The sequence below is a fragment of the Cycloclasticus sp. PY97N genome (assembly GCF_002443175.1).
GTDB classification, from domain to species: Bacteria; Pseudomonadota; Gammaproteobacteria; order Methylococcales; family Cycloclasticaceae; genus Cycloclasticus; species Cycloclasticus pugetii.
In genome coordinates this window covers 1,303,303-1,324,473 of sequence record NZ_CP023664.1, presented here as the reverse complement: position 1 = coordinate 1,324,473, position 21,171 = coordinate 1,303,303, and the positions used below count along the sequence as shown (strand labels likewise).

At 42.7% G+C, this 21,171-nt stretch carries 16 protein-coding genes; 3 read left to right on the top strand and 13 right to left on the bottom strand.

The window, feature by feature from the left end; all coding sequences use genetic code 11:
• Positions 1-176: 176 nt before the first annotated feature.
• Complete coding sequence (locus tag CPC19_RS06535) at positions 177-1,202, bottom strand: MaoC family dehydratase (RefSeq protein WP_016390198.1); 1,026 nt, start codon at positions 1,200-1,202, stop codon at positions 177-179.
• Positions 1,203-1,218: 16 nt separating this feature from the next.
• A complete protein-coding gene (locus CPC19_RS06530) occupies positions 1,219-2,073 on the bottom strand; it encodes a CoA ester lyase (RefSeq protein WP_016390197.1) in 855 nt (284 codons plus the stop codon).
• Positions 2,074-2,525: 452 nt separating this feature from the next.
• Here CPC19_RS06530 and CPC19_RS06525 point away from each other — a divergent pair, with 452 nt between their 5' ends.
• Together CPC19_RS06525 and CPC19_RS06520 are read left to right on the top strand one after the other, a co-directional pair.
• The gene (locus CPC19_RS06525; RefSeq protein ID WP_016390196.1) at positions 2,526-4,553 is read left to right on the top strand and encodes an FAD-dependent oxidoreductase; all 2,028 of its coding nucleotides are present in this window, start codon (positions 2,526-2,528) and stop codon (positions 4,551-4,553) included.
• A gap of 37 nt (positions 4,554-4,590) precedes the next feature.
• Complete coding sequence (locus CPC19_RS06520) at positions 4,591-5,793, top strand: acetyl-CoA C-acyltransferase (RefSeq protein ID WP_015006024.1); 1,203 nt, start codon at positions 4,591-4,593, stop codon at positions 5,791-5,793.
• Between the two features lie 118 nt (positions 5,794-5,911).
• On the opposite strand, the gene CPC19_RS06515 is transcribed toward CPC19_RS06520, so the two are convergent.
• From CPC19_RS06515 to CPC19_RS06495, 5 genes are read right to left on the bottom strand one after another with little or no spacing between them, the layout of a single operon-like run.
• Entirely contained in the window at positions 5,912-7,711 is a 1,800-nt protein-coding gene (locus CPC19_RS06515; protein ID WP_016390195.1) for an acyclic terpene utilization AtuA family protein, read from the bottom strand.
• Positions 7,704-9,674 (bottom strand): acetyl-CoA carboxylase biotin carboxylase subunit, encoded by a 1,971-nt coding sequence (locus tag CPC19_RS06510; RefSeq protein ID WP_016390194.1) that lies wholly within the window; start codon positions 9,672-9,674, stop codon positions 7,704-7,706. The genes CPC19_RS06515 and CPC19_RS06510 overlap by 8 nt, the downstream gene beginning before the upstream one ends.
• Positions 9,675-9,677: 3 nt before the next feature.
• Complete coding sequence (locus CPC19_RS06505) at positions 9,678-10,484, bottom strand: enoyl-CoA hydratase/isomerase family protein (RefSeq protein WP_016390193.1); 807 nt, start codon at positions 10,482-10,484, stop codon at positions 9,678-9,680.
• A 1-nt stretch (position 10,485) separates the two neighbouring features.
• Positions 10,486-12,105, bottom strand: coding sequence for an acyl-CoA carboxylase subunit beta (locus CPC19_RS06500; protein ID WP_016390192.1), 1,620 nt, complete (start codon positions 12,103-12,105; stop codon positions 10,486-10,488).
• Positions 12,106-12,114: 9 nt separating this feature from the next.
• Entirely contained in the window at positions 12,115-13,275 is a 1,161-nt protein-coding gene (locus CPC19_RS06495; protein WP_015006029.1) for an acyl-CoA dehydrogenase family protein, read from the bottom strand.
• Between the two features lie 163 nt (positions 13,276-13,438).
• On the opposite strand from CPC19_RS06495, the gene CPC19_RS06490 reads away from it, so the two are divergent.
• The gene (locus tag CPC19_RS06490; protein WP_015006030.1) at positions 13,439-13,633 is read left to right on the top strand and encodes a hypothetical protein; all 195 of its coding nucleotides are present in this window, start codon (positions 13,439-13,441) and stop codon (positions 13,631-13,633) included.
• Positions 13,634-13,643: 10 nt separating this feature from the next.
• Here CPC19_RS06490 and CPC19_RS06485 read toward each other — a convergent pair whose 3' ends face one another.
• The 6 genes from CPC19_RS06485 to CPC19_RS06460 form a co-directional block, all read right to left on the bottom strand.
• Positions 13,644-15,086 (bottom strand): NAD-dependent succinate-semialdehyde dehydrogenase, encoded by a 1,443-nt coding sequence (locus CPC19_RS06485; RefSeq protein ID WP_016390191.1) that lies wholly within the window; start codon positions 15,084-15,086, stop codon positions 13,644-13,646.
• 38 nt (positions 15,087-15,124) lie between these two features.
• Entirely contained in the window at positions 15,125-17,221 is a 2,097-nt protein-coding gene (locus CPC19_RS06480; RefSeq protein ID WP_016390190.1) for an acetate--CoA ligase family protein, read from the bottom strand.
• 140 nt (positions 17,222-17,361) lie between these two features.
• Complete coding sequence (locus CPC19_RS06475; RefSeq protein ID WP_035850594.1) at positions 17,362-18,153, bottom strand: enoyl-CoA hydratase-related protein; 792 nt, start codon at positions 18,151-18,153, stop codon at positions 17,362-17,364.
• 26 nt (positions 18,154-18,179) lie between these two features.
• On the bottom strand, positions 18,180-19,511 hold the full coding sequence (locus CPC19_RS06470) for an acetyl-CoA hydrolase/transferase family protein (protein ID WP_016390189.1): 1,332 nt from the start codon (positions 19,509-19,511) through the stop codon (positions 18,180-18,182).
• A gap of 74 nt (positions 19,512-19,585) precedes the next feature.
• Entirely contained in the window at positions 19,586-19,999 is a 414-nt protein-coding gene (locus CPC19_RS06465; RefSeq protein ID WP_015006035.1) for a MaoC family dehydratase, read from the bottom strand.
• 15 nt (positions 20,000-20,014) lie between these two features.
• Positions 20,015-21,163: an acyl-CoA dehydrogenase family protein gene (locus CPC19_RS06460; RefSeq protein ID WP_016390188.1), complete on the bottom strand. Its 1,149-nt coding sequence runs from the start codon at positions 21,161-21,163 to the stop codon at positions 20,015-20,017.
• Positions 21,164-21,171 lie beyond the last annotated feature (8 nt).

Genomic DNA, 21,171 nt, shown 5'->3' with positions numbered 1-21,171 from the left:
GAGAGGCGTAGGCATAAAGCCATATAACAGTATTAATAAGCGGAAAGCCAATGTCCACGTATTAGTTGTATATAGGTGGATAGTACTTCCATGTATTTTGATATTAGCACAACGAACATGGATAAAACCCTTTTAGCCGCCCTACTTTCTTTAACGGTAGTACCTTAGCAGTGGGCTTATGCCATAAAAATAACTAATCCCCAGTCTAGTACGTGGTCATTTTTGCATTCTTTAGGCGCGTTTTCTCCGCGGTCAGCCCATACATTGATTTGTAAATCTACTAGCCCACCACCCGATGCTAACGGTGTTTTTTTCAATACTGATATTTCGCTACGTAAAATATCGTCTTCAAACACGGGGGCTAGGTGATTACAGTGCCTCCAAGCTAATATTGACAAGGTGTTTGGCAGGGCTCTTATTAGTTGGGCTGCTGCCATCGAGATAGTATGCCCACCATATACCAAGCGTTTGCCATAAACGCTGGCGCCAGCGTCTGTATGTGTCATAGCTAGGTTAAGCGTTGTTCTGGCTAGTTCTGGCGCGGAGGTTACTGTGTCCCTTGCTTTAATTTTAAATAAAACGTCTGTTTCTACTTGGTCAAAATGGATGCCCGCAAAACGCTTTTTATACATTGCCAAGTCCCAGTCTGTTGGTACTGCTTCTACCAAGCTTTGCGTAGAAATATCAGACGGCATAATATCTAAGTCATCTGCATGGCTGGTTTGTACTTTTGGGTCACGACACGGCACCATTGGGCAGCGCCAAAAGTGCAAAATTTCTTCACCCCCTTGGTTTGTGGTGGTAATTTCAAGCCCTACCATACCTGTTGAGGGACGCCCGCCTTTAACTTTATTTTGCCGTAAGGCAACAATTTTTGTTGTTGTGCTTAAGGTATCGCCGATATAAACCGGTTTTTTAAGAACCAAGCCTCTATAAAACAAATTACCCATTACATTTTGCGTGGCATAGGTTGTTTGCCCTATCGCAAAACCCATTGCCATAATAGCGTTTGCTAACGGACGATCTGAACCGGTTATTTCGTGCGTTAAATGACGATCTAACGGCAGCCTTAAACGATCACCAAACAACATTTGATGCAAGGTTGCATGGCCATCGGTAATGGTTATGGATGGCGGTTCTTCTAGGAACTCGCCAATTGTAAAGTCTTCAAAATAAGGGCCATCAATTAAAATCTCTTTCATGCGTATAAGTCTCTTATTATTGCGCCATTTGATAGCGCCTTAAAATACTCTGTTGGGCGCGAATAACAGGCAGATCAATCATTTTATTTTGGAAGGTAAATACCCCGTGGCCTTCTTTTTGAGCAACATCCCAGGCCGCTAAAATAGCTTTTGCTTTGTCTACTTGATCCAGTGTTGGGGTATACACTTTGTTAACAATGGGCACTTGGTTGGGGTGTATGCATAGCTTTCCAGCATACCCGAGTTTTAGGCCTTTTAAGGTGTCATCGTGTATTGCTTTTTCATCGGCAATTTCTAAGCAAACATTATCAATAGGCGATGCGCCAAACGCTCTTGCCGCTAAGGCAACTTGACAGCGTGACTGGTAAATAACCCCTTCACTGGCATCGGCTTCATTAAGCGCCATATCGGCAGCAAAATCCACATGACCAAAACAAACAGAGTCTTGCGGTGTTAATACCTTTGAAATTGACGCTACATCCAACACGCCTTTTGCTGTTTCAATAATAACAAACAGCGCAATATCGGCTTTATTAAAATATTTTTTTACCGCATTAACGTCTTCTGGCGTTTCGCATTTTGGCAACATCACTGCACTATTACCAGCCGCGACAACTGCCTTAATGTCTTCTTCAAACCAAGGTGTAGAAATGCCATTGATTCGCACAATCAATTGTTTGCCTTTAAAAGCGGACGACTTTAAGGCTTCTACCACCTGTTGCCTTGCACGCACTTTATCATCGGGCGATACGGCATCTTCCAGATCAAAAACTATCGCATCTGCAGGAATGTTCGCCGCTTTATCTATGCGCTTTTGAATCGCACCTGGAACAAATAAAATCGAGCGGCATAGTTGTATAGTGTTAATCATATTATTTATATATTTATTATTAAAAACGCAGCAAACCAAGGCTTTTCAAGCGCTATAGTTTAATAGCATTTCATCAGTCATTAGGTTTGTTTTTTAATTGGCTAGCTGATACATAGCGTTGCTATCAACACTTTTAATAAACTATTAGCCTATAAACACCATCGTGCAGCATTAACCGTTGTTATTGAAGTTAATCTTTATTATTTCTTCATCCGGCATCTGGGTCACTCACTTTTCTTTTCGTCCATTTAACGTAATATTCACAACACCATTGCCAAATTGATAGATTAACCCACCGTTATCATCGTGGCGCTATGCTGTATTTGTTCTGTTTGAGCGGTATAATTGCTTAACAATCTATCAAACAATCGTTAGTTTGTGAAGCGCTTTAATCTGCTTCAAAATCTTAAAGGCAAAGACGCATCAATACACTTATGCAAAAAAGGAAACGTATGCCAAATCACTTATTTTCACCCATTAAAATTGGTTCTTTAAGCTTAGCTAACCGTTTCATAATGGGCTCTATGCATACTGGGCTAGATCATAGTGACGACCCTTTTGGCCGCTTAGCTGCTTTTTATAAAGAACGTGCTGACGGCGGCGTTGGCCTTATTGTTACCGGTGGTGTTTCGCCTAATGAGCAAGGCTTGCTCAGCCCAGGTTCAATGAAACTAACAGACCCTGAACAAGTTGCCGATTATAAAATCATTACAGAGGCTGTACATGAATCAGGTAGTCATATTATTTTACAAATTCTTCATGCTGGACGTTACGCAAAGCAAAAGAACCTAGTTGCGCCCAGCCCTATTCGTTCACCTATTAATAAATTTGAACCCAAAGAAATGTCTGAGAAGGACATTCTAAGTACCATTGACGATTACGTAAATTGCGCCTCTCTTGCGCAACAAGCTGGTTTTGACGGCATTGAATTATTGGGTTCCGAGGGTTATTTTCTTAATGAATTTACCGCCTCGCGTACGAATAAACGAACCGATCAATGGGGTGGCAGTTTCGAAAACCGTGCTCGTTTTCCATTAACAGTATTGCAATCGATTCGAGAAAAAGTAGGTTCTCAATTTTTTATTCAATATCGCATGTCAATGCTTGATCTGGTTGAAGATGGTTGGACTATTCATGAAGCGCAACAATTTGCCCAGCTCATAGAGGCTAACGGTGTCGACTTGATCAACACGGGTATTGGTTGGCATGAGTCATCTATACCAACCATTGCGATGCAAGTTCCACGAGCTGCCTTTAGCTGGGCTACCCGTATGATTAAACAAGTGGTCAATATCCCTGTTGCCGCTGCCAACCGGATTAACACCACCGAGGTGGCCAACACGCTTATACAACAAGGAGATGCCGACCTAGTCTATTTATCTAGGCCTTTTTTGGCTGACCCTGATTTTGTTATAAAAGCCCAGCAACAACGAAGCGATGAAATAAATAGCTGCATTGCCTGCAATCAGTCTTGCCTAGATAATTTATTTAATTTTAAAACTGTTAGCTGTTTGGTAAACCCGCGTGCCTGCCACGAAACAAAAATGTCCAAATTACCACCAGCCCCTAACCCACAAAATATTGCCGTTATTGGTGCTGGGGCGGCTGGTTTATCTTTTGCTATTGAAGCTAAAAAACTTGGTCACAACATTACGTTGTTTGACGCTTCTGCTGATATTGGTGGACAAATGGCTTACGCACGTAAGGTACCGGGTAAAGAAGAGTTTGATGAATTACTTCGGTATTTCAACGTTATGCTTAAAAAATACCACGTTAATACTCAGCTAAATACGACGGTCACCTTAGCGCAGCTAAACGATGCAAAGTATGACTCAATTGTCATTGCTGCTGGTATTAAGCCACGCAAACCAAATATTCCAGGTATTCATCTCCCTAATGTCTTTAGCTACGAAGAGGCCTTTAATTCACCAGAGAAAATAGGTCAAACCGTGCTTATAATAGGTGCCGGTGGCATTGGTTATGATATGGCTGAATTTTTAACCCATCAAGATGACGGCCTAGAGCCCATTGACTCGTTTAACAAACATTGGGGAATTGATCCAACAGGTCTTCAGTCTGGTGGGCTAAACGCGTCAGTTAAACCGATAATAAAAAGCAAACGTACTGTTACGATTTTACAACGTAAGGCTGGAAAGTTTGGGCGTACGCTTGGAAAAACAACCGGCTGGATTCATCAAGCAGAATTGCAAAAACGTGGTGTTAAATTGCTTGGTGAACTTAACTATATAAAAATTGATGAAACAGGCTTACACATAGAAAAAGAAGGAACCACTCAGTTATTACACGCTGACAGCATTGTTATTTGCGCAGGGCAAGAATCACGCGATGAACTTGCCCAACAACTTGGCGATTTAGCTCCCAATGTATACAAAATAGGCGGCGCTAAAGAAGTACGAGAACTTGATGCAGCACAAGCCATTAGCGATGGCATTAAACTCGCCTACACATTAAGCACTTAATCAACATTCAACCACAACTTAACTTAAGGAGACATCCATGTTAGATGCCTACATTTACGATGGAGCAAGAACTGCTTTTGGAAAATATTGCAGCTCACTGGCACACGTCCGACCGGACGATTTAGCCGCTAGCGTTATTAAGGCGCTGGTTACACGAAACAATATTGACCCATTATTAATTGACGATGTTATTTTGGGCTGCGCTTGTCAATCCGGTGAAGATAGCCGGAACGTAGCACGTTATGCGACATTAGCCGCAGGCTTACCTGTCGAGGTAAGCGGGCAAACCGTTAATAGGCTTTGTGGCAGTAGCTTAGCCGCAATTATTGACGCCGCTCGTGCTATCTCCTGTGATGAGGGTAGTTTATTTATTGCAGGTGGTGTTGAAAGCATGACACGTGCCCCTTTAACCTTTAACAAAAGCAACACCGCATTTAGTAAAGACATTACGGTTTACGACAGCGCCATTGGTGTGCGTTTTCCAAACCCAATAATTGGAAAACTATATGGTCACGAAGCCATGCCAGAAACTGCTGATAACGTCGCTAAAGCTCTGGGTATTACGCGTGAGCAATGTGATGTTTTTGCTTATCAATCACAACAAAAATGGGCTGACGCAACAGCGAAAGGCTATTTTGATAAAGAAATAATTCCCGTTAACATTCCACAAAAACGTGGCAAACCTGACATTATTGTCGATAAAGATGAGCACCCACGGGCCGATACAAGCTTAGATAAAATGGCCAGCATGCGCACGCTTTATGAAGATGGCGTTGTTACTGCCGCCAATGCATCTGGTATTAATGATGGCGCAGCGGCTTTAGTTATTGGCTCACGTGCTTATGGTGAACAACATGAGCTTAAACCTATGGCCCGTATTCTAGGCGGCGCATCAGCGGGTGTTGAACCATCGATGATGGGATTAGGCCCCGTGCCTGCCTGCCAAAAATTATTAAAACGACTGGGTTTAACACTTCAACAAATGGATATTATCGAAGTGAATGAAGCGTTTTCTGCGCAAGTGCTTGGTGGTTTAAAACAACTGGGTATTGCCGAAGATGACCCCCGTATTAATCCCAACGGTGGCGCTATTTCTGTTGGTCATCCACTAGGTGCGTCTGGTGCAAGGCTTGCGATAACTGCTAGCCATCAACTACAACGCACACAAGGTCGTTATGCTCTTATTACAATGTGTATTGGTGTTGGGCAAGGGATAGCAATGGTTATTGAACGTTCTTAACGGGCGCTCCGCTACGTTTATTTAAAACGTTTAGTTAAAAAGGGGGTGTATTAAACACACCCTTTTTTATGCTGCGCTTGAATACCCTATTGACTAGCATAGAAGAACTCTAGACACCTTAACGCCTTTCATTTTTTAACAAGCCAGCTGGGACCTTAACTGGCATTTTTAAAATTTGCTGTGCGTAAGTTTTACCCTGTGTATCTATATTCATGGAACTGACCCCTCCTCCCCCTAGCGCATCTTGTAAGAGGAAATTAAACGCATCGATACCCGGCAAATAAAAACGTTCTACACGGCCTTTTACTACATGAGAAAACCAATCAGATACTGTCTGCTCGGTTAAGGCTTGAGCAATATACGGCATATATTCAGGCCGACGTGCAATCACCCCTATATTGGCAAACCGCCCTTTATCACCACTTCGCGCGACCGCCAGTTTAACCAAAGGTACTTGTATGGCATTTTTATCACTTTGCCTTACTATTGGGTCAGGCTTACGATGAACCATATTGTCATTAAACGTATTACCAGACGCTTGTGGGTAGGTTAACGGCTTACCCTCTACCTCAACCACGGCGTTTACCAAGTTTTTATCGATTAGAAATGAATATAAACTAATCACTGGCGACACCTTAGGCCGGCCTGCCTGACCAGCTGCACAACGCCCCGTCGTCATATTTAAGATAACGCCCATTACTTCTCTTGAAAATAAAGCAACCGCATCACGCTTATCATGATGAACCACTATTCTTAACACTATTTCTTGTATCTCTTGCGGTATAGAAAAGTGTTCTTTATTCCATAACGCATTAGCGCCTAAGTAGTTAATTGAATGTTGTTTAAAGTTTGCGTAACCGGCGTTAGCCAACAGTTTTTCGCAACGCTCTAAAATTGCATTGGCCGTTAGCTCGGCTTTTTTTAATACATCAAAGCCCGTTAATAGCTGCGTATAAACGGCGCGATAACCATCTAAATAAGTCGCCGAGACTTTATATTGACCGCTTGGCGGATAGCCAATAGCGCCTGTAACTAATACCCGATCAGTGCTTTGTTCGGTTAATTTAACCTGCGAAAAATCACAAACAACATCGGGTAAGAAATAGGTTTGCGGATCGCCTATTTCATACACCAATTGTTCTGCAACAGTCAGCTTAGAAACCAAGCCCCCCGTTCCGGCAGCTTTTGTAACAACAAAATCACCACTTTCATCACATTCAATAATGGGGTAGCCCATGTCTGCCCAGCCATCACAGCTGTCATGCCAGTCGGTAAAGTTACCTCCTGTTACCTGACAGCCACATTCGATTAAATGCCCTGCTAATGCCCCCATCGATAGTTTATCTAAGTCATCAACCGACCAGTTATATTCATGAATCAAGACCCCTAATGTGGTGGCTGAATCAACAACTCGCCCGGTAATGACAATATCTGCACCCGCATTGAGTGCCGCCGCTATGGGGAAAGCGCCTAAATAGGCATTAATGCTGGCTAGTTTGTTGGGAAACGGTTCGCCAGTTTCCATTTCAGTTATGCCAGATGCGCGTAATGCAGCTTCTTTTGGCATTAAATTATCACCATCAACGGTGCCAATTTTCAGTGCTAAGCCTTGCTCATCTAAAATGGCTTGGATCGCCTCTTTACACGCAGGTAAATTGACACCCCCTGCATTGGCAACGACTTTTACCCCACCTTCGGCGATCTGTTGTAAATTAGGTTTCAATATTTGTTGCACAAAATCAGTTGCATAGCCAAGCTGTTCAGATTTTGACTTTGCATTCGCCAACAGTGACATGGTGACCTCGGCCAAATAATCATAAACCAAATAATCAACATTACCTTTTGTCAGTAATTGTTCTGTTGCATAGGCGCTATCACCCCAATAGCCAGAAGCACCGCCAATTTTGATTTTATTCATCGTTAGCCTGCTCACTGGTGACGATATCTATCAACGGCATATTCACTTCTACTTGCTGATTAGGCTTTATATAAACGCCCGTTACCAGGCCGTCTTGTTGGGCCATAAGCTCTTGGTACATTTTCATTGACTCAAGCACTAACAGCACATCACCCTTGTTAACCGTGTCACCTTTTATCACCTTAACCTCAGCAATTTTTCCACTCATCGGTGCGATAAGGTTTGCACCGAGAGTGTCTTGGTTTTGTTTTTCTGAAAATGATATTTTTTCAAACATCGCGACCTGTGAACGATTATCAATATAAACAGTGTGTCGCTCATCTAGCGCAACATTAAGCTTGCAGCAAATACCATTAATCTGAAGCAATAGCTCGCCATCAGACTCCGCTAAAATAAGGATATTTTGTATTTCATCATCGCCGTATTCAACACGGTATGCAGAACCGTCTTGGAAAACCGTAACGTCACGTTGTTGTTGCTGGTATTTCAACCTGACCGGCCAGCTGAGGGTGCCAGTACTTCGCCAACCTGTTGTGCCGGGCATTCGCGATAACAAAATGGCGGCTATTGCCCACATTGAGTCACCCGGCACCTGAGCCGCCTGTTTTTGTTGCGCGAGTAGGTATTGCTCTTCAATATACCGCGTGGTTGCCTCAGCATTCATGAAAGTATGATCTTCTAGCAAGCCCAGTAAGAAAGTTTTATTACTAGGCAAACCTAATAAAACCGTGTCTTTTAAGGCCCGTGTTAAGCGCCTAATAGCTAGTTCGCGCGTAGTACCATAGGCAATAATTTTTGCCAGCATTGAGTCATAATAAGGGCTAATAATTTGCTTATTGACAATACCATTATCAACCCTAATACCCTTAGCGACTGGCATTTTCCACTGCCTTATACGCCCTGTTTGCGGCATAAAATCGCACTCACAATCTTCAGCATATAAACGCACCTCAATGGCATGCCCCTTTAGCTCAACCTCATCTTGTTGTAGCGCTAATGGTTCACCAGCCGCTACTGATAACTGCCATTCAACTAAATCTAAGCCTGTTATCAATTCTGTTACTGGGTGTTCAACTTGTAGGCGCGTATTCATTTCCAAAAAGTAAAATGATTGATCCTCACATAATAAGAATTCAACGGTACCGGCACCAACATAATTAACCGCCTCAGCCGCTTTTACTGCGGCATCACCCATTTTTTTTCGTAAGGTGGCATCGATATTCGGCGCAGGTGCTTCCTCAATAACTTTTTGATGCCGTCGCTGCATCGAGCAGTCTCGTTCACCCAAATAAACCGTGTTACCAAGTTGATCTGCAAATACTTGAATTTCAATATGTCGGGCCTTTTCAATATATTTTTCAAGCAGTAATTCATCAGAGCCAAAACTGCTAAGTGCCTCTGCTCTAGCCGCTTCAAGTTCTGTTATTAAGCGTTGTGGGTCTTTAACAATGCGAATACCACGCCCACCACCACCGGCAGCTGCTTTAACCATCACCGGGTAACCGACACGGTTAGCTTCTTTTTGTAACGTTGGGTTGTCTTGCGAAGGTCCATCATAGCCTGGCACTAGGGGTACATTTGCCTCAAGCATTTTATGTCGGGCAACCGTTTTGTTTCCCATAATGGCCATTGCCTTTGAATCCGGCCCAATAAACACTAAGTTAGCTTCTTCACAACGCTGTGCAAATTCAGCTGATTCGGATAAAAAACCATACCCCGGATGGATAGCCTGAGCATTAGTTTTCAGCGCTGCGGCTATTATTTTGTCAATGTTTAGGTAGGATTTTTCAACCTCTGACTCGCCAATACCTATCGCTTTATCAGCAAGAGAAACATGCAGTGCTTCACGATCTGCCTCGCTAAAAACAGCAACCGTTTCATAGCCCATCTGTTTAGCCGTTTTAATGACCCTAACGGCTATCTCGCCACGATTCGCAATCAAGATAGTATCAAAATGATTCATTAATCAGGCCATCCAGTGCGGTTTTCTTTTTTCAACAAAGGCGCGATGTCCTTCGCGACCTTCATCTTGCTTGTTTAGTCTGGAAAAAACATCTGCCGAAAACTCAATCATCTCATCATCAATTTGATGAGCCACCTTATGCATAATGTTTTTTGTTGCGGCACATGCCTTAGGTCCACAACGTTCTACTTGTTGAATCACAGACTCTAATTTGTCTCTGAGGGCTTCGTTAGAATCGGCAAGGTATTGCGCTATGCCTAAGCGATATGCTTTGTCGCCATTAATCCTTTCACCGGTTAATGCCATTTGCTTGGCAGGTGTTAAGCCTATTCGCTGAACGACATAGGGAGCAATTTGCGCAGGTGCAATTCCTAATGTTGTTTCTGGCATGCCCAGTGTTGCATCACGATGAACCAACGTAAGGTCTGCCAAACACGCCAAGCCAAAACCGCCGCCCATTGCCGAGCCTTCCACAACTACGATTAAGGTTTGCGGTAAGCCAAAAAATTTTTTAAATAGCTGCCCCGATCTAATATTTCTGTCACGCGCAGGGTCTAGGTGTTGAGCCGCCTGATCGGTTTGGTTTTTACGTTCTTTAATATCGCCACCGGCGCAAAAATGACCACCGGCACCTTGCAATATAACCAGACGAATTGCTGCCGACTTAGCTAAAAAATCGGCCATTTGATGTAACTCGTCATTCATCTGATCGTTCATTGCATTACGCCGTTCAGGCCTATTTAACGTAATGTATAGACGCCCGTTCACATGCTTTAGTAATAACGTGTCCACCTTGGGTAGATTAATCATTTTAAATCCTTGCCACGCCAAAGGTATTGGCATCTAATTTGGTTTCACGCCCTTGAACAACAATATCAATCAGCTCGGCAAGCAAACGACGACTTTTACGTGGGTCAATGATGCCTTCATCCCAAACCTGTGAGGTGCAATAAAATGCAGACGAAACACTTGAGTAGTAGTCTAAAATATCTTCTGTTTGCTTGGCTAAAAACGCTTCATCAATCGGCTTATTATTCGCTTTTTGTTTATTTTCATAAACAATGGACATCACCGTTGCGGCTTGCTCGCCCCCCATTACTGCCAAGGTATTAGTGGGCCAGGCAAATAGAAAGTCTGGCTCAAATGAGCGGCCCGACATAGCATAATTTCCTGCACCAAAGGCGCCACCAATATTGAGTGTTATTTTAGGCACAGTGGCATTCGCCACCGCTTGAATAAGCTTGGCACCATTTTTTATCATGCCATTTTGTTCATGCTCAATACCAACGATAAAACCTGTAGTATTTTGTAAAAAAATCAACGGTTTATTTGCTTGGCAACAGAGTTGAATAAACTGTGTCGACTTGCCGGCTCCCTTATTAGTAATAGGGCCATTATTTGCAATAATGCCACAATGTTGACCTTCGATTTCTGCAAAACCGCAGATGGTAAACGGATCGTAATTCGCCTTAAATTCAACAAAGTCAGAATCATCAACCAAGCGTGCAATCACTTCACGGCTGTCGTAGGGTTTATGATAATCAGCCGGCACTATGCCGCATAATTCATCAATATCGTATCGCGGTTCTTTATAAGTTTTTCTTGCCGTTGTGGTTAGGCGGTTATTCCAATTTAAACTTTTTACAATTTCTCGGGTCATTTCAAGCGCATGCGCATCATCTTCAGCTAGGTACTCGGCAAGCCCCGATTCACTTGCATGCATCTCAGCGCCACCAAGCTCTTCTTCCTCAGCTATTTCACCGGTTGCTGCTTTTAATAATGGTGGGCCAGCAAGATAAGCTCGGGCTTTATTTTTGACCATCACCACGTAGTCTGACATGCCAGGTATATACGCACCTCCTGCGGTAGATGCGCCATGCACTACCGTAATTTGCGGAATACCCGCGGCAGACGCCTGTGCTTGTGACATAAACCGGTGTCCGGCCAAGTTAAACCCAAGGTGTTGTAGAAATAAATTTCCTCCCCCACTTTGCACTAAACAAATAAAAGGCAACCTAGAGGTACTGGCAATCTCTTGCGCGCGACGTAACTTTTTATACGCATGGGGCATGTTTGTCCCCCCCTTAATCGCCGCATCATTGACATAAACCATACACCTTGTGTTTTCTACAAAACCGATACCAACAATAATGCCCGCACCATAAACATTTTCTTCGCCATCATCGTCATGTTGGCCTAGGCCAGCTAGCGTACTAAGCTCAATAAAACTGGCACCTGGGTCTAACAACATGTCTAAACGCCTTCTCGGTAATAACTGCCCTCTTTGCTCAAAGACCGCTTGCTTTCTTTTTGAGGCTAGATGCACCTTATTTTCGAGCTCCTTTAACTGATCGATCAGCTTTAATAACTCTTTCCTATTGTTCTTAAAGGCATCGCTTTGGGTATTTACCTTACTTTGTATAACAGCCATAACGTTTACTTAGCTTAGTGATGATGGGTGAATACCCATGCGCTTTGAAACAATTTCAAGCATCACTTCGTTTGCCCCACCACCAATTGAACACAAGCGCGTATCACGAAAAATACGGCTAATTAAGTTATCCCACATAAAACCTTGCCCACCCCAATATTGCAGGCAGGCCGAGGGTATGGTTTGTCCTAATTGGCCAACTTTAAATTTAGCCATTGAGGTGAGCATATCGACATCTTCGCCGTTGATATACTTTTCACAAGCATGGTAGATAAGCGCGCGAACAGCCTGAATATCGGTTTGCATTTCTGCTAATTTAAAATAAATATCTTGATTAGCAATTAACGGTTTACCAAATGCTTTACGCTGCTTTGTATATTCAATCGTAATATCTACCGCATCTTGAACTTGACTCAGGTATTTAGACATCGCAAAAAAACGCTCTTCTTGAAACTGTTTCATTTGATATATGAAGCCGCGCCCCTCCTCACCGATACGGTTAGTAACCGGCACTCGTACATCATCAAAGAATAATGGTGCGGTGTCCGAGCTATGCGCACCTAGTTTTTTTAGGCGTTTACCACGCGTTACGCCTTTAGCATCCAGTGGCACAATGATTAGCGATTTATTTTTATGGGGCCCCTTATCGCCACCGGTATTACATAACAAACAGACCCAATCAGCTTGCGTTGAAGTGGTAATCCACATCTTACTGCCATTAATAACGTATTCGTTACCAATACGGCGTGCTTGCGTTTTAATTGAGGCCACATCTGAACCCGCACCTTCTTCACTCACACCAATACAGCCAACTGATTCCCCTTTGATTGCTGGAACCAGAAAATTACGTCTTAATTCATCACTGCCATAATTTGCCAATGCAGGTGTGCTCATATCTGTTTGTACACCAATGGCTGTTGAAATTCCCGAGCAGTTAATTCGCCCTATTTCTTCGGCAAACACTAAGGAATAGGAATAATCTAATCCTAAGCCTCCCCATTTTTCTGCCTTATTAATGCCGAGAAGTCCTGCGTCTCCCATCTTTTTAAATAACTCATGAGCAGGAAAAATACCGGCTTCTTCCCATTCATCAACAAACGGGGCAATTTGACGCTCAACAAAAGTTGATACCGAGTCACGTAACATGGCATGTTCATGGTTAAACAACATAGTTAATTATTTTTATTATTGGGTTGTTCAGTATAAACAGAAAAATATCAAACTAACAACAGTTAGGTTAAATACTGCAATACATTTTAGATATTAGTGAGTTAGATCAATACTTATTTTTGGCAGGGTCGAAGGGATAACCTTCTATTGCAGAAAGACTTCGATGCCAAACGAAACAATTAAATTTGCAGATATACGTTATGAGTTAATAGCGCAACACACCACTAATCCATTGATGATTACACAGATTATCGACGTTTATGACAGCGGTTTTTTATTAAGCGCGAGTCCCTGTGTAAAAACACAGGGACTCGCGCAAGCACTAGAGGTTTTAAACGCCGTCGAACGGTATGCTTAGCAACATTCAGCTAAATAGCACTTTGACTAACAAATTTTACAATTCTATAGGCATCCAATCCCTCATAGCCACCTTCACTTCCATAGCCTGATTGACGCCGTCCGCCGAGTGGTGAGTCTAGAAAAACAACTGGGTAACCATTAATACCCACTTTGCCCGAATCTAAATCGTTACCCAGCTTATCAATGGTTTCTTGCGAGCCACTAAATGCATATGAAGCCAGTGCAAAATCAGTATTGTTGGCTTTTTCAATCGCTTCATCATAGCTGCTAAATTTATTAATAATTGCAATCGGGCCAAAAGGCTCTTCTTGCATTATTCTTGCTGTTGCTGGCACATCGGCCAATACCGTCGCTTCATAAAAATTTCCTGGACGATCAAGACGTTTACCACCCGTCATTAAGCGCGCACCTTTACTCACGGCATCTTGAACCAAATCATCTATTTCAGCAATTCTACGTGGGTTTGCCAAAGGCCCCATTTGAGTATCGTTATCCAAACCATTACCAATCCGAAGTGCTGAAAATTTTTCTGTAAAACCTGTTAAAAATTTATCGTATACAGCCTCTTGTACAAAAAAACGTGTCGGAGAAATGCACACTTGTCCTGAGTTACGGCTTTTAGTCGTTACTGATAAATCAATTGCTTTGTCTAACTTCGCATCATCAAAAACCAATACGGGCGCATGACCACCCAGTTCCATCACACAGGGTTTTGCCTGATCTCCGGCTAACGCAGCCAGTTTTTGACCGACAGGTGTTGAACCGGTGAACGATATTTTTTTAATAACCGGTGATTCAATTAGTTTTTTGCTAATCAGCGAAGAATCACCCATAAGTATGTTAACCACACCTTTCGGTAAACCTGCCTTATCAAGTGCATCAACTACCGCCATAAATGAAACTGGGGTTTCTTTTGCGGGTTTAACAATAACCGAACAACCGACAGCTATCGCTGAGGCCATTTTACGCGTTGCTAATGAGGCTGGAAAATTCCATGCAGGAAAAGCCGCCACAGGACCTATTGGCTCTTTACGCACGGTTCTGTCTACAAAACCTTTTAACTCAGGCAAGGTGCGGTCAACATGGTCCGCAGCTGCCGTAGAACACCACTCCAATAGACATGCGCAATTTTCTACCTCGCCTTTTGAATCTGCAAGTGGTTTTCCATGCTCCATCGTCATACAACGTGCGGTGTGCTCAGCATTTTCACGAAGAATCGCTGCGGCACGGTGCATAATTTCAATTCGTTCGTCATAACTTGTTTTACGCCATTGTTCAAAAGCGGCTTCAGACGAAGCAAGTGCACGCTCAATCTGCTCTTCATCTGCGATAGGAAATTTAGCTAATACTTCATCTGTCGCTGGGTTTAGTACCTCACCATAGCGACTGGTTTGTGTTACCCACTCACCATCAATAAACAAAGCAGGTTGTGTATAGTCATTGTCTTGCATGTTTGTTCTCCAAATAATTATTTTAGTGTTCAATAACTTTAATAATGCCTTGCCTCATCCATACGAAGGACGAGCGCATCTAAAGCGACTACTTTATCAGCCATCGCACGTAGGGGGTTAATCTCAATACTTGCGACCGTCTCAGTTTTTTGCACCGCCAATACAGACAATCGACTCACCACCTCAGCAACTGCTTGTATATTGATCACAGCTTCGCCACGGGCTCCTTGAAAAATGCCCGCACCACGTAATGATGTCAACATTGATAAAGCTTTGTTTGGCGTAACCGGTGCTAACGACAAACTAAGGTCTTTTAAAACTTCTGTATAAATACCCCCGAGGCCAACCATGATAATCGGCCCAATTGTAGGATCCTGTTGCGTACCAACAATAAAATCAACGCCCTCTTTAATCATTGGGCTCACCAGAAGTCCTTCGATATTGGCCGTCGGTTCACGTTCAGCCACCGTTTTAAACATTGAATGTGCAGCCGTGCGCACAGATTGCTCGTTTAGCAGATCAAGTGCGACACCTCCGGCTTCGGATTTATGTGCAATATCGGCTGAAACAATTTTAATGGCGACAGGAAAGCCAAGCTCTTTAGCACATAGAACTGCCTCTTCTGCAGTGCTAGCAACCTTTTCTTTTAATACAGGGATACCCGCTTGTTGTATCAATCGTTTGGCCTGCGCTTCACTAATTTTTCCTGCCGGCCACTCGGTTGTTGGAATAGAGGGTAATACACTTTGATCTTCATTAACTGTTTGAAAGGCCGTATTAAACTTGGCTAATGCTGATAAGGCCGCAATTGCTCTTGAGGGGTCTTCAAAGAACATCATCCCCGCAGATTCATATTTTTCTTTAATACTTTCGCTTGACTGGCCAATCACAGCAAATGGTTTTTTATGCGTTTTCATACCCGTATCTAGGGCATCAAAAAGCTTATCTCCATGTGCTGGTGAGCCGACCCATGAGGTAAAAAATGCAACCAACAAGTCATAATGGCCTTCTTCGCACATGGCCGCTAAACTTTCACCCACTAAGGAAAAGTCATTAAGCGCACTACCGGTGACATCAATTGGGTTGCGCGGTGCACATAACGGATTTCTCGCAATAAGCTTTTTTTGTGCCTCTATAGGCATTGGCGGCACAGGAAGACCGACTTCCTCGGCGGCATCTGCCATTAGTACCCCTGCACCACCTGATACCGTTAAAATACCTAATTTATTGCCATTGGCAGGTGGCGAAATACTGAAGGCGTAGAGGATATCAAACATTTGCTCGGTTGTTTTCGCACGTTGCGCACCGTATTGATCAATTAGTGCTTGGAAGCTTGCATCGGAGCCTGTTAACGATGCTGTATGCGATTGAACCGCCTTTGAACCAACCTCGGATACGCCGACCTTCATAATAACAATCGCTTTACCTTTAGCATGCGCTTTTTCAAGCGCGCGAATCAATACTTTTGGCTTTTTAACCCCTTCCATATAACAACCAACGACATCAACTGTCTCTGAATCGATCAAATATTCCAGACACTCGGCCACCGTCAAATCTGATTCATTACCGGTGGATACCCATTTTGAAACCCCTAAACGCCGAGTTTTGGCCATCGTCAACAAATGTGTGCCGTATGCGCCCGATTGAGTAATCAGGCCAACGCGCCCGTTGATTGGAAAGCCCCCTTCCAAACCAGAGGTAAAGGTAGGACAGTTTCCGGCATCTCCATTGTATAAACCTAAACAATTAGGTCCAAGAATGCGCATACCGTAACGCTGCACAATGTGGTCCAGTTGCACTTGTAATAAATCACCCGCCTCACCTTGTTCAGAAAAGCCAGCGGAAAAAAGCACAACTGCCTTAACGCCCTTATCGCCACACGCTGTTAAAGCCTCAGCCACCAAATTAGCTGAAATAGCTAGTACCGCTAAATCAACCTGATCGGGAATCGATGTGATATTAGGGTATGCTTTTAAGCCTTGAATCTCCGTTCTTTTCGGGTTGACAGGATAAATACGTCCTTTAAAACCAGCCTTTAAATAATAGTCTAGCGGTCGCCCACCGATTCGCGCAGGGTTAGATGAGGCGCCAATAACCGCAACTGATTTCGGTTCAAATAGTGCTTTTAAACTCATAAACCTGCTCCTTTATGTATTCAACACCACAATTTATCGCGCGCTCTTTAAAAAAAACTAACCGTCTCATTTAAAAATTACGACAAAAATTTATTTAAATTAAACCAATATAAACAGTAAGTTAAATCAACTATTTATTGTTATTTATTAGATTTTTTATTGAAAAAATTTTCTAACGCTGCTTGGTGCTCAGCGGTATGGTGAAACATCGCTTGATTTGCTGAACAAAGATCCAAGTGATCGGCATAACTTAAGCTATCGGTTGATCTTAGTAATCGTTTAGTGACCACGAGTGTTTCGCGTGATTTTTCTGCAATACTGCTTGCCAGTTCTGTTGCGGCTGTCATCAGTTGGTCATGTTCAACTAGCTTTAATAAAAGCCCCATTTCCAAGGCCTCTTGGGCAGCCACTGTTTTGCCCGTCAAAATTAATTCTGCTGCCTTTTGTGCACCTACGGTTTTACGTAACAACCAGCAGGCACCATCGCCAGGAATAACGGCTAAATTTAAAAATGAAGAGCAAAAACTGGCTCGTTCCGAGGCAATTCTAATGTCGCATAATAAGGCCATATCAAAACCTGCCCCGGCCGCCGCACCATTAACAGCTGCAATAATCGGTATTTCAATGGAGTACAGTAATTTAGATAAACTATGAATGCCTTTGCGATAATTGTTTTGCACCGCCAACTGATCACCTGCAAACATTTTTTCTCGATTGAGCATGTCTTTAACATTACCACCCGAGGAAAACCCTTTACCTTCACCGGTCAAAATACAAACCGATACAGCTGGGTTATCTTGAATACCCATAAAAACCGTTTTAACTTCTTCTAATAACGTAGGGTCCGTAATCGCGTTACGTGAGGCAGGGTCACTTAACGTCACCGTTGCAATTTTATTATTTATTTCTAATTTAACTGTTTTATAGCTCAATTTTTTATCCACTTAATGGCTGCAGGCTAGCAATAACGACGTGACACAATGCCACTGTCACGGGCTTGCTGTAACAAGCTTTCACGGTCATCGGGATGCGCAATGCTGATCAGTGCTAATGCTCTTTCACTAATGCTTTTACCTTTCAAATTAACAATACCAAATTCGGTCACAACATACATCGTATCCGACCTAGGTGTCGTCACGACGGTCCCCTCTTCTAGCCCGGGCACAATTCTAGAGCGAGGTCGGCCTTCTTTATCCATAAACCTAGATGAAAGGCAGATAAACGACTTCCCGCCTTTAGAAGCCACTGCCCCTCGGACAAATTGCAACTGCCCCCCAGTACCTGAAATTTGCCGATGACCATTACTCTCTGAGGCCACTTGACCGGTTAAATCCACTTGCAAACAGTTGTTAATAGAAATCACATTGTCATTTTGTGCAATTTTGTTCGTCAGGTTTGTTTCATCCACAGGAATGCTGACACACAATGCATTTTTATGAATAAAGTCATACGTTCTTTTGGAACCCAACGCAAAGGTATAGACAATTTGACCACGATAAGTTTGCTTGTAGTTCCCTGTTACTTTTCCTTTTTCAACCAGATCTACCATCCCATCAACAAACATCTCCGTATGAATCCCGAGGTCTTTGATAGTTGAATGTGCTAAAGCAGAACATACCGCATTTGGCATTCCACCAATGCCAATTTGCAAGCAACTTCTATCCTTTATCAGTGGCACAATATAATCAGCGACTTGCCGGTCAATATCGCTAATAGGTGCGCTTGGTAACTCAAATAATGGCGCACTATCACCTTGAAAAACAGCCGCTACCTCACTGATATGAACGGTGTTTTCATTACCGTAACAAACAGGAATGGCGCTGGATGTTTCTATGATAATTTTTTTCGCTATATCACAACACGCTCGTGCAAATGTGTTGGAAACACCAAAATTAAAATAACCATGCTGGTCCATCGGTGATGTTTTTAATACCAACACATCTGTTTTTAAATATTCGCGATAGATATGAGGGCCTTCTCCAAAATTAAAGGGGATATAACTAACCACTCCTTGTTCCGATTTTTTTCTATCGTAGCCAGAAAAATGCCAATTTTGATATTCAAAGTGCTGTTGATCTGGGTCCTGTTCAATAATTTGCCTAGCAGCGACCGACAATGTACCTCTAACAATCACATCTTTTAATCGATCTTTCTGTTTGGCTAACTCAGTATCAAATATATCTGATTGCGTAACACTAAACCCATAATCAATGGTGTCGCCACTGTTAACTAACGCTACCGCCTCGCTAACGCTCACCATTTTTTCCTGAAGCATTTGTTGTACTGGCATGTATCCCCCCCAAGCCTAACGATCTCTATATTATTTTTATAATGTTTTACCGAGTACGCTTCGTACTCAAAAAACTATGGTTTCATCATTGCGCAATCACCAATAACTACTTTTGTCTCTCCAACCATACATACCGTATCTAATTTAACAATTTTCTTATCGATATTAATATCAGTAATAGTGACCGTCGTTTTAACCGTATCGCCAATTTTAACCGGTGCTTTAAACTTCATATTTTGGCCCAAATAAATACTGCCCGGCCCAGGCAATTTCATCGCTAATGTTGCACTAATAAAACCTGCTGACAGCATGCCATGAGCAATTCGTCCTTTAAACATGCTTTGTTTGGCATATTCTTCATCAATATGAGCGGGGTTAAAATCACCCGTAATACCGGCAAATAAAATAATATCTGCTTCCGTCACTGTTTTGCTCATAGAGGCAGACTGCCCCACCTTCATTTCTTCAACACTAAACCCTTCTGACATTTTTATTCCTTTTATTTAATTAATCATTCTTTTTGAAACTTCTTCGAGCATTACCTCAGTAGCACCGCCGGCAATGGCTTGAATACGAGCATCACGATACATTCTTTCTATTGCACTTTCACGAACATAGCCAAAGCCACCATGAAATTGAAGACAGTCATACATGACTTCATTCACCAGTTCACCACAGTAGGCTTTCACCATAGAGACTTCTTTTATGCAATCAAGCCCTTGTGCATCTAACCAAGCAGAATGATAAACAAGTTGCTTACCCGCCTCAACACGCGCCGCCAATGCGGCTAAGCGCTGACGTATCGCTTGTTTATCAAATAGCACACCACCAAATGCTTTACGTGTTGTCACATATTCCATTGTTAGCTCAAGCGCTTTAGAAGCCTCACCCATTGACTGGGCACCTAACACAAGGCGTTCGTTTTGGAAATTACGCATAATGGAATAAAAGCCTTTATTAAGCTCGCCGATTATATTGTCTGCTGGCACGCGACAATTATCAAAAATTAACTCCGCAGTATCTGACGATAACCAACCCATTTTTTTAAGGTTTTTACCAACACTAAACCCTGGGGTGCCTTTTTCAACCGCAAATATAGTAATACCGCGCGACGGTTTAGCATCCATATCTGTTTTAGCAGCAACAAAAAACAAATCACCGTGTACGCCATTGGTAATAAACATTTTTGAACCGTTTATCACATAGTCATTACCGTCTTTTACTGCACGGGTTTTCATCGCAGCAACATCAGAGCCAACATCCGGTTCTGTTACCGCAACACCGGTAATTTTTTGTCCAGAGATAATCTCGCTCATGTATTTATTTAATTGCTGTTTATTACCAAAATTATCTAAATGAGGGGACGCCATATCTGTATGTACTAACACCGTCACTGCTAAACCGCCAAAGGTTGAACGGCCAAGTTCTTCAGCCAAAATAACAGACCCCAAAGCATCCATTTCACTACCACCATAGTCAGTTGAATAACGAATACCCAGAAAGCCTAAATCACCCATTTGCTGTAAAATTTCTCTCGGGATATAGCCTTTTTCTTCCCATTCATCAGCAACAGGCACCACTTTTTGTTCAACAAATCGTCGAATCTGATCGCGTAAAATCGTGTGCTCTTCAGAAAAATAAATTGAATTCATTCAATACC

Excerpts from the sequence above, each read along its gene's own strand:
- CPC19_RS06535 (WP_016390198.1), bottom strand. The coding sequence starts at position 1,202 with ATGAAAGAGATTTTAATTGATGGCCCTTATTTTGAAGACTTTACAATT.
- CPC19_RS06530 (WP_016390197.1), bottom strand. The coding sequence starts at position 2,073 with ATGATTAACACTATACAACTATGCCGCTCGATTTTATTTGTTCCAGGT.
- CPC19_RS06525 (WP_016390196.1), top strand. The coding sequence starts at position 2,526 with ATGCCAAATCACTTATTTTCACCCATTAAAATTGGTTCTTTAAGCTTA.
- CPC19_RS06520 (WP_015006024.1), top strand. The coding sequence starts at position 4,591 with ATGTTAGATGCCTACATTTACGATGGAGCAAGAACTGCTTTTGGAAAA.
- CPC19_RS06515 (WP_016390195.1), bottom strand. The coding sequence starts at position 7,711 with ATGAATAAAATCAAAATTGGCGGTGCTTCTGGCTATTGGGGTGATAGC.
- CPC19_RS06510 (WP_016390194.1), bottom strand. The coding sequence starts at position 9,674 with ATGAATCATTTTGATACTATCTTGATTGCGAATCGTGGCGAGATAGCC.
- CPC19_RS06505 (WP_016390193.1), bottom strand. The coding sequence starts at position 10,484 with ATGATTAATCTACCCAAGGTGGACACGTTATTACTAAAGCATGTGAAC.
- CPC19_RS06500 (WP_016390192.1), bottom strand. The coding sequence starts at position 12,105 with ATGGCTGTTATACAAAGTAAGGTAAATACCCAAAGCGATGCCTTTAAG.
- CPC19_RS06495 (WP_015006029.1), bottom strand. The coding sequence starts at position 13,275 with ATGTTGTTTAACCATGAACATGCCATGTTACGTGACTCGGTATCAACT.
- CPC19_RS06490 (WP_015006030.1), top strand. The coding sequence starts at position 13,439 with ATGCCAAACGAAACAATTAAATTTGCAGATATACGTTATGAGTTAATA.
- CPC19_RS06485 (WP_016390191.1), bottom strand. The coding sequence starts at position 15,086 with ATGCAAGACAATGACTATACACAACCTGCTTTGTTTATTGATGGTGAG.
- CPC19_RS06480 (WP_016390190.1), bottom strand. The coding sequence starts at position 17,221 with ATGAGTTTAAAAGCACTATTTGAACCGAAATCAGTTGCGGTTATTGGC.
- CPC19_RS06470 (WP_016390189.1), bottom strand. The coding sequence starts at position 19,511 with ATGCCAGTACAACAAATGCTTCAGGAAAAAATGGTGAGCGTTAGCGAG.
- CPC19_RS06465 (WP_015006035.1), bottom strand. The coding sequence starts at position 19,999 with ATGTCAGAAGGGTTTAGTGTTGAAGAAATGAAGGTGGGGCAGTCTGCC.
- CPC19_RS06460 (WP_016390188.1), bottom strand. The coding sequence starts at position 21,163 with ATGAATTCAATTTATTTTTCTGAAGAGCACACGATTTTACGCGATCAG.